The 13,194-nt window shown below is 62.8% G+C and carries 10 protein-coding genes and 1 pseudogene; 5 read left to right on the top strand and 6 right to left on the bottom strand.

Annotated elements, in window-relative coordinates; all coding sequences use genetic code 11:
* Positions 1–199: 199 nt before the first annotated feature.
* Positions 200–1,111 (bottom strand): hypothetical protein, encoded by a 912-nt coding sequence (locus HDG32_RS02085; protein ID WP_184062820.1) that lies wholly within the window; start codon positions 1,109–1,111, stop codon positions 200–202.
* A complete protein-coding gene (locus HDG32_RS02080; protein WP_221307586.1) occupies positions 1,112–2,230 on the bottom strand; it encodes a type IV toxin-antitoxin system AbiEi family antitoxin in 1,119 nt (372 codons plus the stop codon).
* Positions 2,231–2,609: 379 nt separating this feature from the next.
* Between HDG32_RS02080 and HDG32_RS02075 the strand changes: the two genes are divergently transcribed.
* The 4 genes from HDG32_RS02075 to HDG32_RS02060 all read left to right on the top strand — a co-directional run bounded on the left by HDG32_RS02075 (position 2,610) and on the right by HDG32_RS02060 (position 6,623).
* A complete protein-coding gene (locus tag HDG32_RS02075; RefSeq protein WP_260335495.1) occupies positions 2,610–3,005 on the top strand; it encodes a DNA/RNA non-specific endonuclease in 396 nt (131 codons plus the stop codon).
* 165 nt (positions 3,006–3,170) lie between these two features.
* Entirely contained in the window at positions 3,171–4,160 is a 990-nt protein-coding gene (locus HDG32_RS02070; RefSeq protein ID WP_184062818.1) for a hypothetical protein, read from the top strand.
* Between the two features lie 86 nt (positions 4,161–4,246).
* Entirely contained in the window at positions 4,247–5,125 is an 879-nt protein-coding gene (locus HDG32_RS02065; RefSeq protein WP_184031725.1) for a DUF3365 domain-containing protein, read from the top strand.
* A 40-nt stretch (positions 5,126–5,165) separates the two neighbouring features.
* Complete coding sequence (locus HDG32_RS02060) at positions 5,166–6,623, top strand: serine/threonine-protein kinase (RefSeq protein WP_184062816.1); 1,458 nt, start codon at positions 5,166–5,168, stop codon at positions 6,621–6,623.
* A gap of 33 nt (positions 6,624–6,656) precedes the next feature.
* On the opposite strand, the gene HDG32_RS02055 is transcribed toward HDG32_RS02060, so the two are convergent.
* Positions 6,657–8,417: a tannase/feruloyl esterase family alpha/beta hydrolase gene (locus HDG32_RS02055; protein ID WP_260335494.1), complete on the bottom strand. Its 1,761-nt coding sequence runs from the start codon at positions 8,415–8,417 to the stop codon at positions 6,657–6,659.
* A 59-nt stretch (positions 8,418–8,476) separates the two neighbouring features.
* On the bottom strand, positions 8,477–8,626 hold the full coding sequence (locus tag HDG32_RS02050; RefSeq protein WP_184062814.1) for a hypothetical protein: 150 nt from the start codon (positions 8,624–8,626) through the stop codon (positions 8,477–8,479).
* Between the two features lie 324 nt (positions 8,627–8,950).
* Here HDG32_RS02050 and HDG32_RS36115 point away from each other — a divergent pair.
* Positions 8,951–9,088, top strand: a pseudogene (locus HDG32_RS36115) (DUF4148 domain-containing protein); the annotation flags it as partial.
* 129 nt (positions 9,089–9,217) lie between these two features.
* On the opposite strand, the gene HDG32_RS02045 reads toward HDG32_RS36115, so the two are convergent.
* Together HDG32_RS02045 and HDG32_RS02040 are read right to left on the bottom strand one after the other, a co-directional pair.
* Positions 9,218–11,413, bottom strand: coding sequence for an EAL domain-containing protein (locus tag HDG32_RS02045; protein ID WP_311539193.1), 2,196 nt, complete (start codon positions 11,411–11,413; stop codon positions 9,218–9,220).
* A 350-nt stretch (positions 11,414–11,763) separates the two neighbouring features.
* Positions 11,764–13,125 (bottom strand): metallophosphoesterase, encoded by a 1,362-nt coding sequence (locus HDG32_RS02040; RefSeq protein WP_184062810.1) that lies wholly within the window; start codon positions 13,123–13,125, stop codon positions 11,764–11,766.
* Positions 13,126–13,194: the final 69 nt, after the last annotated feature.

Genomic DNA, 13,194 nt, shown 5'->3' with positions numbered 1-13,194 from the left:
CATGCTGTGGATCCACCTGGATTTCCGAGTTTTAGTTAGCGTGGTCCGGCGCCGACTCGCGGTCGCAACGTTCGCAGGTAATCACGTTGCTTCCTTCCTCAAAGCGCTAAAGTCTCGATCAGGTTCGGCTCTTCGCGTTGGGGCAAATGTCAGGCGACGATCCGAAACCGCGACGCAACCAGCGTTGCCTGGGCGACTCTCATCCGGCCGGCACCAACTCAGCGAGACGCTCTTCGAAACGATCGAGGATCGCGTGGACGAGGCCCGATGCGAAGCGCTGGAGCGCCACCCTCGAATCTTCATCGGTGACGCCCTGAAAAGCGGCGTAGCGGACTGGGCCGACTTTTTCGTATCCTTCAGCGTCTTCGTCATCACAGAAACATCTACGGAGGGTCTTGAGCCCAACGTCCATCGCTTCGCTGTGTGTGTTTGACAGTTTCCGTTGGACGAAAAGCTCCGCCACCTCATCGATCGTTCCAGCGTAACGCAGCACGTGGACCAAGTCGCCCGCGTCCTTGTTTTCGTTGCGTTGCTCGATCGCCATCGCTTTCAGGATCACGAACGCTGGCACATCCGCAAAGCGAATGACGCGCGAGGTAACGCCTCCATCGCCAGGTAACCGGCCCGCTACCCTTTTCTCACCAAACCAGTCGTGCACGATTTCTGCGAACGTCACTGCCAGCGCAGAGACCCGTTCGCCATCGACATTCACCGGCCGCCCTGCGGTTTGGCCAACGGCATCACGCAGAAACTCGACGATGACATCCATCTGCTCGTGTACCTTGAGCTTCCATTGCCATGACGATGGCTTGCCATCCTTCAAAAAGCGCTCGAATCCACGTGCTGTGAGCTGGTCGGCCAGTGACGCGTACCCTTCCCCCGCATCGACAAGGGCGATGTTGAGGACGATATCGACGTCGGACGTGCCAGCGTGCGCGGGGACGTCCGGCGGCGCCGCGGGCGTTAGATAGCGCGGAACGAGGCCACCTACCAGCCGGAGGGTTTCCCCAAGGCTGCCGAATGCGCCGATCAGGGTGAGCAGAGTCCGCTCGCAAGCCTCGGTGACATCGGCGCTGTACCCTGCCGCAGTGGTGGGTTTGACTCCGGCCATTTATAACTCCAGTTTTTCAAGAAGGTGGTCGGCGAGCTCTTTGTTTCGGCCTCGCCCGTTCAGGAGGTCGAGATACATGATGAACGGGCTCGCGAAGTATGACGGGTACTCGGGTACCGCGTCACGGAACAGAAGGCTCGCACCGTCACGTTCGACGAAGACGACGTTGGCGCCTTTGTCGGCGGGTTTCAACCGCATGTCTCGAGCAAGACCCTCGGCTTCCCCGGGCGGGACGATGATCTCTGCAGTGTCTACGCTCGTTAGGAGCGGCGCATAGACATTTGCGGCGGCTGTACCTGTGAATGCCCAGTCGAAGGATGGGTTTGATGACTCGATCTTGTCCGTCAATTTTGTGAGCAGCAGATTTGGGCGCTCGGAGAAAAAGTACCAACTGGAACGTTGTTCCTTGCGCCTCGTCCATTGAGCAGCCCATGCTGCTAGCAATTCTCGTGGCTTGTGTAGTCGGCGTCGAAGCGTTCTGCCCGCGCCGCTCGATTCGCACCACTCACGGCGCTCCAACTCCTGCAAGACGACAGAGACCGTGTATGGCGAAGTTTGGGACATTGCGGCCAGATCTCCCCCGCTCAGCCATTTGTGCCGGTTGACCAGGAGCGCATGAACGACCGCCTCACGCGAATCCGTGAAGAGCGAGGTGGCCTCTTTTCTTACCGACGGTGGGTCGGGCCGCTCGATGTTGATCAGCCAGTTGCGCCACTTCAGGTTGAGGTTTCCGTTGCGTTCGAAATAGCCAATTCCGCGCTTGCGAAGCAGGTCCCGCGCCCCGGGACTCAGCGATTCAGCGGCTACGAGGAGGATAAGGTCGTCAAACCTATCGTGGTTGTAGGCGTGCTTGAATTCGTCAAGCTTCCATACTGCTCCCTGGACGTCGCGCGGATAGGCATAGCGGAGAGCTTCCACGGCAATGCGTACCGGACTGCCGTCTGCATCAAGATCCAGAGTGAAATCCACCCCGGGTAGATTCGCGAAATCTGATTCGATATGCCGGACCTTAATCCGACCGTCCGCGACCTCATCCAGACTTGAGCAAAGCTCCTTCGCGATTTCGGCCTCGAAAGCACTGCGCACGTCGGCGCTCGGGTTGTGGCTGAAGTTTCCCATGGCTCGTTAGCGAAAACCGGTGATATTGCTGTACCGCATAATGTACGCCGATGGCTTTACTTTAGCAATTAAAGCTTCTTTAGCTGTTCAGCTAACGCAAAGGCAAAAAAGTATCAATCTGCCCCCGTTTTTCTCAAAAGAGTGCTTACGCCCCGCGGGTGGGCGGGCTCGATGAATCGCCCAGCCACGATACCTGCCCACAGTACGGGGGCGCCTGACTGGGCACCCATCGCCCGTCCCAGGCTGGCGGACACCGGCAACGGCCAGGCGGCGTTGGGCGGTTGGCCGGTTCATATAATGAAAAGCCGGAGCCCATTGTCCTTTGGTTTGCTGCGCCACAGCATTCATCAACCGCGAAATACGGATACCCGAAACTTCCATGGGCCAGTTTTCATATCTGTTCGATATGACGACCGAGCGCCTCGTCGCAGCGTGGGGAATCAGTCAGGGAAAGAGTACGGTGGCGCGCAAGGAAATCGCGACGCGGATGCGCGGACATCCGCTCGCCAACGGCGGGACCTATCACCGGGGGCACGCCATTGCGCACACGCTCGGCGGTTCGACCGATATCAACCTCGTGCCGCAGCTGGGCAAGATCAATTCGGGGCCGTTCCAGGCGTTGGAACGACTGGCGGTCAGCCATGCGGGAGCGCTTTACTTCATCTACTGGCTGTACGGGCCGGGCAATAGTCAGGTGCCCGTTGGTGTGGAGCAGGGGCTTCTGATGCCGGGGGCGACTGCGTGCACGTTCAAGCTGGCGACGTTTGCGAATTGAGGCAAGCGCGGCGGTCCGCAATAAACGACGCTATGCGCGTCTTTTTGAAAGCCGCACGCCGCGATTGGGGAAATACGCCGTGTGTCGGCCTTCGTCGGTTAACCCCTCGACGAATCGGACCGTCTACGATAAACAGTACCGCAGACACCGACGTAACGGACCCCGATGATGCCATCCGCTCGCCGTTTCCTCGTCATGCTGGCGTCAGCCTTCCTGCGCGCACGCGCGGGCGGCGCGCTGGCGCTGTTTGCGTCGGCGGTGCCGCTCGTCCACGCGGACGTCGTCGTCTCTTTCGCCGAGAGTCCCGTGTCGGTGATTCGCGGCGCCTCGCTGTATCGGACGGGCGAGGGCGCCAGGCTGCGCGACGACGACATCATCGAAACCGACGCCGGCAAATCCGCGCAGCTCGAAGACGGTGCCGGGACGCTGATCGCGCTCGGGCCGCAAACGCAAATACTGCTCAAAACGCCGTCGACGTCGCAAAACGCCGCGGTGGGACCGCTGCGAATCACGATGCTGAGCGGCTGGCTCAAGGTTGGCTGCAAGGTGAGCGCAGGTGCGCAACCGCCGCTGTCGATCGAGCTTCACGGCCTCGACATCAAACCTTCAGGCAATGGTCCGTGGTCGGTCGTCGCGATGACCACCGGCGAGCGCGCCGCAATCTTCGCGGAGTCCGGGGATGACGCGATCGTCGTCGTTCGCGCCCCTGCCAAGCCGCCCAGGCAGATCCTGCACGCGGGCCAGTACCTCGAGCGAGATGCCGACGGGCCCCTGCGCGCGCAAGCCCGGCCATCCGCGGAGTTCATTGGCACGATGCCGCCAGGCTTTCGGGACGCGCTGGTCGGGGTGGCGGGACGGCTCGCGAGCAGGCACGAACTTGCCGCGCCACTGCGCGCCGTCGATTACGCCGACGTCTCCGACTGGCTCACGAGCAGCGTCAGCGAGCGCGGCACCTTCGTCAAACGCTTCGTGCCGCGCCTGAAAACAGCGGCCTTTCGCGCGCAGGTCGACGCCCATCTGGACGTTTTGCCGGAATGGCGGCCGATTTTGCATCCGCCGCCGCCACGCCCGGCGAGCGAGCCACACAAAAGGCCCGCGCAAGCGCCGCCGGCGGTGCGTCCCGAATCCTTCCCCAGCTGGCTATACCGGAACTAACCTACGCCGGACGACGCCGACGCGCATTGACGTACCATGCACCACCAGGCGTTGACGCCCTTGCACACCATTCGCGTGGAGCAGCCATGAACCTGTCGTTGACTCTGAAATTCAATCTCGCCTTCCTCGTCGTGTTCGCCGCGGGATTCGCCGCGACGGGTTTCGTGGCCGACCGCGTGTTGCAGGAAAACGCGGTGCAGACAACCGTGCGCGACGCGAGCCTGATGATCGAAGCCGCTACCGCGGCGCAGAACTACACGTCCGATCAGGTGACGCCGCTGCTTTCCACGCAGATCAAGTACGCTTTCGTCCCGCAGTCGATTCCCGCATATTCCGCCGTCGAGAGCCTGCTCGCGATCCAGAAGAAGTTTCCGGGCTTCTCGTACAAGAGCGCGATGCTCGATCCGACCAACCCGCGCGACCGCGCCACGGATTGGGAGACCGATGTGATCCGGCGCCTGCATGACCACCCCGAATTGCCCGAACTGATTGGCGAACGCGCGACGCCGTCGGGCCCCAGCCTGTACATCGCGCGGCCCACCCGCATCGACTCGGCCGCGTGCCTCGAATGCCACAGCACGCCCAGCGCAGCGCCGCGCACGATGATCGACAAATACGGGCCGGCGAACGGCTTCAACTGGCCCCTGCATGAAACGATCGGCGCGCAGGTCGTGTCCGTGCCGATGTCGCTGCCGCTGGGACAGGCGCACAGCGTCTGGCGCACGTTCATGCTGTCGTTCGCCGCGGTGTTCGGATGCGTGCTGATCGCGCTGAACCTGATGGTGCATTTCCTCGTGACGAAGCGGCTCAAGGCTTTGTCGCGCGCGGCCGACGAAGTCAGCCTCGGCAAGCTCGACACCGCATCGTTTTCGACGCGCGGCGGCGATGAAATCGCCTCGCTCGCGGTCTCGTTCAACCGCATGAAAACGAGTCTCGTCGAAGCGCTGCGGATGCTGGGGGCGTAAGCTGGCGTGATCGGCCAGGCGCCCCTCGACCGGAACCCGAATGAGCTACGAAGCAACGCCTACGCGCATTGGCAAGTACCGCATCGACCGCGTGCTGGGGACGGGCGCCATGGGCGTCGTCTATCTCGCGTTCGACCCGCACCTGGAAAGACCGGTGGCGCTGAAAACCGTGCGTCGCGAACTGCTCGCCGGCGAGGACACGAGTGGCGACATGCTGCTGCGTTTTCGCAACGAGGCACGCGCGGCCGGTCGGCTCGCGCATCCGAACATCGTCATGGTCCACGATTTCGGCGAAGACGGCGATACGGCTTATATCGTGATGGAGTACGTCGCCGGGCATGGTCTCGATACATTGCTGGTGCCGGGCCACGCGTTGCCGCTGTCGGACGCTTTCCACTGGCTCGCGCAACTGCTCGCCGCGCTCGCGTATGCGCATGAGGCCGGCGTCGTGCACCGCGATATCAAGCCCGCGAATCTGCTCGTCACGGCGGCAGGGCTTCTGAAGGTCGCCGATTTTGGCGTCGCGCGCATCGGCTCATCCGCAACCTCGTCCGGGTGGATGATCGGCACGCCGAGCTACATGTCGCCCGAGCAGTTCGAGGGCGAATCGGTCGATGCCCGCGCGGACCTGTTCTCGGCCGGCGTCGTGCTGTACCGCATGCTGACCGGCCGCCAGCCGTTCGTCGGCTCGCCGGCCACGATCAGGCAGAAGATCATCAAAGATGCGCCGGCCCGGCCATCGGAAATCGTCTCCGCGTTGCCGCCGGCGCTCGACGCGATGGTCGCGAAAGCACTCGCGAGGCGGCCGGACGACCGCTTCGGTTCGGCCGCGGAATGGCTCGCGAGCTTGAGGTCGTTGGCCGTCGCACCGGCGGCGGCCGACGATGACCGGACTATCGTGACGCCGTCCGCGTATTGGTCAGCGTCCGCTTCCTTGCCAGCGCATGCGACGGGCGTCGACCCCGCACCTGTGCCCGTGCCTTCGGCGCCGCCGAGTTGGCCGCCCGAGATGCTCGCGCGCATCGAACGCCAACTCGCGACCCAGATGGGCCCGCTCGCGAGCCTTCTGGTGCGACGGGCGGCCACCCAGACGAACGACCTGCCGACGCTCGGCGCGCAGCTGGCGGCGGCGTTGCCGGGCACGGCGCGGCTTGAATTCGAGCAGGCCTTCGCGCGGCTGACGGCTGGCTTGCCCGATATGTCGATGATGACCTCGTCATCGCCGGGCTCACGCGTCGCGACGGCTGCCGCAAAGGTATCGGCTGTATCGCCCGCGAGCGCCGCGGGCACGTCACCAGACAGTGCGATCGATCAGGCCAGCGTCGATGCCGTCGCCGTTAAACTGGCCGTCTATCTGGGCCCGATCGCGAAGATGATCGCCAGTCGCGAGGCGCGGCATGCCGCGAATTTCGACGAGTTCGTCCAGCGGGTCGAGGACTGCATCACCGACCCCGCGCAACGCCGTCGATTCCGGCACGATGTCGATTCATCCAGTTAGCGCCGCGACCGGCAAGCCTCTCCATGACCGGCTTCACTGCACGCAGGTAAACGAGCTCGCGCTATTCACGTCGCCCGCGCCGTTATAGCTGGGCCACGCCGGATACTGGCATAGCGGCCGCGTGCGTCCCGGCACACCCGCCGTGTCGGTGACCACCTGATGCGCCGGCGGTGTGCCGTGCTCGACCCAGTTCTCCAGCGTCGTCAGCGAGTCCCACGACGCATTGAACTCGGTGCCGACCGCGTGCTGCAGCCCCGGAATCTCATAGAAGCGCGCGAACGAGCCGACCGTGCCAAAGCCCATCGTCACCAGCATGCGCTGATAGTAGATCTCGGTTGCCCGCGTGCTGACGGTCTGATCGACGGTGCCGTGCGCCATCAGCAACTTGCCGCCGTGCTGCATGAAGGGCGTCAGGTTCGCATCGGTCGCGTCAAGCCCCGACAGCATGCTGACGCGGCCGGACCATCGACCGGCAATTGCGGGGTTGTACTGCAGCGAGTCTGCGTCCGGGTTGTCCATCACCGTGTAGCGGACGAAGTCGTCGGCGATCTGGCCGTCGAACATCGCGGTGCTTTGCAGCGGATACGACGGCTGCGTCGTGCCGAGCGCGAGCGTCGTGACGGTGCCTTCGAGCGGTGAACTGCTGCCCACCCCGAGATCGGCGCCATACACGTTATAGCCGGGATACAGCGTTTCGCCGCTTTCGAGCGGGTACGCAAACACGAGCGGCGTGTTCATCGTGTTCAGCGCCGCGATCTGCCGGTCCGACAGGCACGTGTCGCCGCGCGCGATACCGCCGGCGCAACGCAAAGGCTTGCCGTCGACGCTGGCCGTCGCCGGGTTGAACGTCGCATTGCACGCCTGCACGTTGCTGATGAGACCGTCGACCACGCCGTCGAGTCCGTCGCAAGCCTGCATGACCGCGTTGAGCAGCAGCGCGCGCTGCGCTGTGTCGAGATATGCGCCGGGCGCCGCGAAGCCTTCGGTCACGCGCAATTGCTGAAGGCTCAGCGTCGTAAAGTCGTACGCGGGATAGAACGCGATGATGCCGTCCCAGTCGCGCGGCCAGCGCTGCCCGACGGTCAGCGCCTCGCGCCCGCCAGTTGAGCCGCCCGCGAAATACGCCCTGGACGGATGCGTGCCGTAATGCGCGTCGATGATCACGAGCGAGGCGTCATGCGTTTTCTTCAGCGCTTCGCCCATGAAGTTGTCGTAGGCCTCGGCGTTGACGGAGAACGCGCCGTTCACCGAACCGTTGGTCGCCTCGTGCCCGGAATCGCTCGCGAACACCGCGTAGCCGCGCGACAACGGTCCCGGCAGAGCCGCCGGCGCGCTCGGCACGTTACCTGTGATGGCGGGAATCGAGCCGTCGAAACCCCCGCCGCCGAGCATCAGGATCTTGCCGTTCCACTCGTCCGGCAACGCGACGTTGAACAGGATGTCTGGCGCGGATGGATCGACCGGATGAATCGCGCCGGCCACGAGGCAGTACGACCCGGTAGCCGTCGCACCGCTGCCGCTCGCGGCCATCTGGGTCGTCGAGGTGACGACGGCGCCTGTCGTCGGCAAACCGATCTCACGGGCGCGGATGGTCAATCCATTCAGATTCGGACAGCTGAGTTTCGATCGGGGTGGTGGCTCGTGCCTTTTGCATGCCTCGCCCTGGCATTGTCCTGCTGTCGAACCCGCGTACGCGCCGTGGCTCCACATCGCGCACAGCGCCAGCACACAGCAGGCCCCCACCCACGACGGCACGCGCCCACGCGCGCGCCACGACTCTCTGCTCAAGTTCATCGCCGTGTCTCCTTCCAATGAGGCCTGGAGACGGCACCGGACGTCGCGGCATCAGCCCCCTATGCCATGACGTACCCATGACCTTTGACCTTTGTTGTTTTTGCCAACGGCGCGGCCACCGCGTGCGCAACGCCACGCCGCGTCTTGCGCGCAATACCGCCCGACACCGCATATCCGCACTTGCATTCGATTTGGTAGAAGTCTTTCATCGGCCTGTCGATGTGGTTCCGGTCGGCCAGAATCAACCAATCAATCATAGTCGGCTAACTCACGCAACGCGCGCCGAATCGTCATCGCGGGCGCACCAGAGTGTCGTACTCGCTCGACACTGCGAAGCCACGTAAATCGAATCGGGAATAACCACCGCATCCCCGCGTTCTTGCAGGTAAGACTGACGGCAAATGGGTGATCAAATGAACATCGTCGATATGGCCCGCGCATCGGAACAGGTCGTGACGCACGAGACCAGCGGGACGTTCGCATGACGTTGCGGATACAAGCCGCGTTGCGCCGGATGCAACTCGGCTCCGGCACTCGAGGAGCTGGAAGCGGCCGGATATAACCCGTCGGTCGGCGACGATGGTTCGTATCCCGCCGACATTCAAGCTGCCGAAGCGAAGGTCGCGGCCCTGCATCGAGTGGAAAGAGGCGCGGCGATGAGTGCGGGATAGAGCGGGCAACCGGTGCGCACGCATTGAGGGCAAAGGCGAGAACCGGAACGGAACCTGGTTGGCTGCGTCATCGTATGTAGGTCGAGGCCGGCAATCGCTAATTGCGCCCGGTCGTCGCGGAGCTGTTCGTCAGTGGGAGCAGTAGCTGGTTGCTCCCGCTGCGGACAAAGGCACGAAGCTTTCGCACTGAACCAGATTCTCCGCATTCATCGGCTTCGTCAAAAAGAACCCTTGCACGTAGTCGCAGCCTGCGTCGCGCAGCGCATGCAGCTGTGGATTCGTTTCGACACCTTCGGCCGTCACTTTGATGCCGAGTTCGTGCGACATCTGAATGATGCCCCGAACGATCGACGCGGCCCCCGCGTCGCGTCCCAGCGTTGCCGTAAACGAGCGGTCGATCTTGACGATGTCCGGCGAAAAATCGGCCAGATAACGCAGGCTCGAGTATCCCGTTCCGAAGTCGTCGATGGCGATGCGCACGCCAAGTCGCTTGAGCGCCATCAGCGTTGCCTGCGCGAGCGAGGGGTTTTCCATCAACGCGCTTTCGGTCAGTTCGATCTGGAGGCAGCGCGGCGGCACCCGGTGTTTTCGCAGCGCCTGGTCGACTATGGCGACAAGCGAGTCATCCCTGAGCTGACGCGCGGACACGTTCACCGACATGGACAGCTCTTTTCTTCCGGCGGCCTGCCAGACGGCCAGTTGAGCGAGGGCCGCGTCCACGACCCATGCCCCGACTTCGACGATGAACCCGCTTTCTTCGAGGATCGGAATGAAGCTGCCCGGACCCACCAGGCCTCGTGCTGGATGATTCCATCGAACCAGTGCTTCGACGCCTTTCACCGCCAGAGAGGCTGGCTCATGAATACCCTGGAAATGCAGCACGAATTGGTTCGACGCCAGCGCCGTGGGCAGACTGCACTCGAGTTCGAAATCGCCGAGCACATCGCTGGATGCTTCGTCGGCGAACCGGAAGCCGTTGCGACCGCCTTTTTTCGCCGCATACATCGCGATATCCGCGCTCGTCAGCAGCGCCTCGTGATTGCGGCCGTGCTCGGGAAAGATCGATATGCCGATCGACGCCGTGACGAATGGCGCGGCGTGGTCTTTTCGAACGTTGCTTGAAAACAGGTTCAGCAGAGACTGCGCCAGGCTCGCCAACGTGGCCTTGTCGCTCTCGCCCCTGACGATCACCGCGAACTCGTCTCCGCCGAGGCGCGCTACACAGGCATCCGGCGCAAGCGCTCCCTGAATGACTTTGGCGATGTCCTGCAACAGACGGTCAGCGGCCGTATGGCCCAGCGTATCGTTCAGGACCTTGAATCGGTCGAGATCGACGAACATCAGACTGAAGGCGACGTTCTGCCTGCAAAGCGTCTTCATCTGGCGGATCAGCGCGCCCCGGTTAGCCAAACCTGTCAGGCCATCGGTGTAGGCCAGATGGTCGAGCGCCGCGAGGCGCTCCTGTTCCAGCGTGATGTCCTCGCTGACACCGACGATGCGCACCACGTTCGCGGAGCCGTCGCACACGGGATAGGCCGTGCTTCTGATCCAGCGCAGGCAACCATCCGGACGGCGGATGCGGTATTCGACGCGACCTTCCGCCACTTCGGACGCGACGCGGTTCATCTCGGCGAGCAATGGCTCCAGGTCCTCCGGCACCACGAGATCGAGCCACGCGGAAGGCCTGTTGCCAAGCTCTTGAGGCGTAATGCCGAACACGCTTTCGACACCTGCGCTGACATGATGACAGTGTTCAAAATGCGAGCTATACGAATAGAACACGAGCCGGACATGCAACTCCATCTCATGCATCAATTCATCGCGTTCGCGCAGTGTCTTCAACAGCTCGGATTGCTGGGTGACGTCCTCGGAAGCACAAAGCAGCGCGCTCACCGCACCGTCGTCGCCCGTCACTGGCGTGAGCGTGGAGTTCCACCACCTGGTACGCCCCCTCGTCGTCGCACAGCTTCCAGTGAACGATGTGCTCTTGCCGGAAACGGCGCCCGCCAAAGCCTTCTCGGCCGCCGTGCGGTCCTCGCCGGTCCAGAATGCGAGCCAGTCCGCGCCGGACAGTTGCTCCGGTGACTCCGCTTCCATCAACATCGCGCCATGCTCCGACACCCGCAGCATTTTTCCGTCGGTAGCGAGCACCTTCAGGCAGTCGCGATTCGCGTGCAGAAGCCCGCTCGCCAGTGCGGTGGCGGCGCTTTGCCGCGCGTAATCCAGGCCGAGTTTGCGACGAACGATCGCGAGACCGGCGACGCCCGACACCATCGACAATGCGACACGTAGGGTAATCGCTGCTTCACCGGCCGCTTGATGCACAAGAGCACCGATGCCAACGCCGGCAACGACGGCAATGCAGAGACTCGACAACGGTATGGTCCTGCGTTGACCGTACCGCGACAGGAAATAGGAAAGAAACTGCTGGTTGCGGGCTGACCAGCCATTGGCATGTGCGTCGCTATCGACCCGGGACTCAATCGGTTTGGTTTCTTTAGGGCACGAAGCCGCTTTGAATCTCACGCTGTTCTCCGGCTACCGGGTTGAGCGACGGCTCGAACGCTGCGAGCCGCCTCACTTTTATTATTACGGTAGGAAGTCACAAATCTTTAATGCGGGGAAACGCGCGGGAACCGCGGTTCGCATGAGATCGGGGGCGGATTGCGCGCCCATCAGCCTTGGTGGGGCTTGACCTGCGCGAACTGACGAATGCGCTCCGCAAGAGCGGGTATTCCCGAGTCGCGAGCCACGTAGTGAGCGACCTGCCGGGTGGCCAGATCGATGGTCACCTGATCGTCGGGGGTCTTCGTGTTGGGTCCGTCAACGGCGGGATGGTATTCGATACGCAGTTGCCTCGCGTTGGCGACGAGCCGTAAATAGCCGAAGTTGCGGTCGTCGTAGCTTTCGAGGACCACGGCATCCGTGTCTTTCGACGCAGCCTGGATCAGTTGCGGCGCGCGAAGGGGCGGCTGTCCGTTGGTGGTGAGTCGCTGTACGGCGTGACCGCCGTTCCCGCAAACGATGTAAGGGATGTGGGTGCCATCGGAACGGGTTCGCGTAAAGCGCTGATAGTTGTGCGCGTGTCCCGCGAGGTCGGCATGCGGCCAGATACCGACCTCATTGCAAACGGTATCGATCTGCTGTTGCATGTCGACGCTCCAGCCATGACGGCCACGCGCCACATAGGGCGGATGGTGATGCGCGAAAAGCAGGGCGCCTCGATAGTTCTCTTTCTTCACCCGCAATAACGCCGCTTTCAGGAACTTCAGCTGGCTGTTGCCGATGTGACGGTCCGCGATCACGCCTGGGTCCTCGAGCGTATTGCTGTACAACGCAATGATGCGCACGAACGGCGCCTCGAACGTGAAGAAAACGCCTGGCTGGATTTGCGCCGTCCGTGAAAGGTTGCCCGCATCGGGAGAGACCTGGAAGCAGTCGGAGCAGAAGTTCCTCAGAAACGCCTGCAGGCTCTTCTCATGCTGCAACGGCGAAACCATTCCGTCGTGATTGCCGGCAGCGGCGAGAATCGGCGCATGATAGTTGCGGTACGGCTCATAGAACTGATCGTAGTAGTACTGCGCTTCGCCAAAGCTGTAGACGATGTCGCCCAGCAGGAAGTTGAATTGCGGCACCTCGGCGGGATCGGCTTCGTCGAAGTCGCTGACCATCTTGTCCGAAACTTCATTCTGGGTGGACGGACCTTTCGTACTGCCGCAATCGCCGGTGGCGTGAAAGACGATCTGTCCGCTCGCGCTGATCGTATCGAGGAGCTTCTGGTTGTTGTCCACCACCTCCGCAAACGTCAGCCGGGGCTCGGTGCCGCCGCGCGGTGGCGGAAACGGCAGCGCCTTCAGTTTGTGCTCGCGGTTCAGTTCGTCGATGACCTTGTAGGCTGCGGCATCGGATGCGTGCCTGACCACGAAAGTTTGCGGGTCCGGCGTGGGTTGTGGCTGCGAGAAAACGGGCGCGGCGAGAATCCTGTCGCTGCGGTTGCCGCGTGCGGTTGGCGATTCATCTGAACGCTTTTTCGGCATTTGCAATCCTCCTTGATCGTCGAACGGGAGCGGCCTCGCTGTTGTCGGCAAACCGTCAGCATGTGACGG

This window comes from Paraburkholderia sp. CI2 (genome assembly GCF_014201055.1).
In the GTDB taxonomy this organism is placed as follows: Bacteria; Pseudomonadota; Gammaproteobacteria; order Burkholderiales; family Burkholderiaceae; genus Paraburkholderia; species Paraburkholderia tuberum.
The sequence above is the reverse complement of the archived record's forward strand: the minus strand, read 5'-3'. Positions and strand labels throughout refer to the sequence as shown.

Excerpts from the sequence above, each read along its gene's own strand:
- HDG32_RS02085 (WP_184062820.1), bottom strand. The coding sequence starts at position 1,111 with ATGGCCGGAGTCAAACCCACCACTGCGGCAGGGTACAGCGCCGATGTC.
- HDG32_RS02080 (WP_221307586.1), bottom strand. The coding sequence starts at position 2,230 with ATGGGAAACTTCAGCCACAACCCGAGCGCCGACGTGCGCAGTGCTTTC.
- HDG32_RS02075 (WP_260335495.1), top strand. The coding sequence starts at position 2,610 with ATGGGCCAGTTTTCATATCTGTTCGATATGACGACCGAGCGCCTCGTC.
- HDG32_RS02070 (WP_184062818.1), top strand. The coding sequence starts at position 3,171 with ATGATGCCATCCGCTCGCCGTTTCCTCGTCATGCTGGCGTCAGCCTTC.
- HDG32_RS02065 (WP_184031725.1), top strand. The coding sequence starts at position 4,247 with ATGAACCTGTCGTTGACTCTGAAATTCAATCTCGCCTTCCTCGTCGTG.
- HDG32_RS02060 (WP_184062816.1), top strand. The coding sequence starts at position 5,166 with ATGAGCTACGAAGCAACGCCTACGCGCATTGGCAAGTACCGCATCGAC.
- HDG32_RS02055 (WP_260335494.1), bottom strand. The coding sequence starts at position 8,417 with ATGAACTTGAGCAGAGAGTCGTGGCGCGCGCGTGGGCGCGTGCCGTCG.
- HDG32_RS02050 (WP_184062814.1), bottom strand. The coding sequence starts at position 8,626 with ATGAAAGACTTCTACCAAATCGAATGCAAGTGCGGATATGCGGTGTCG.
- HDG32_RS02040 (WP_184062810.1), bottom strand. The coding sequence starts at position 13,125 with ATGCCGAAAAAGCGTTCAGATGAATCGCCAACCGCACGCGGCAACCGC.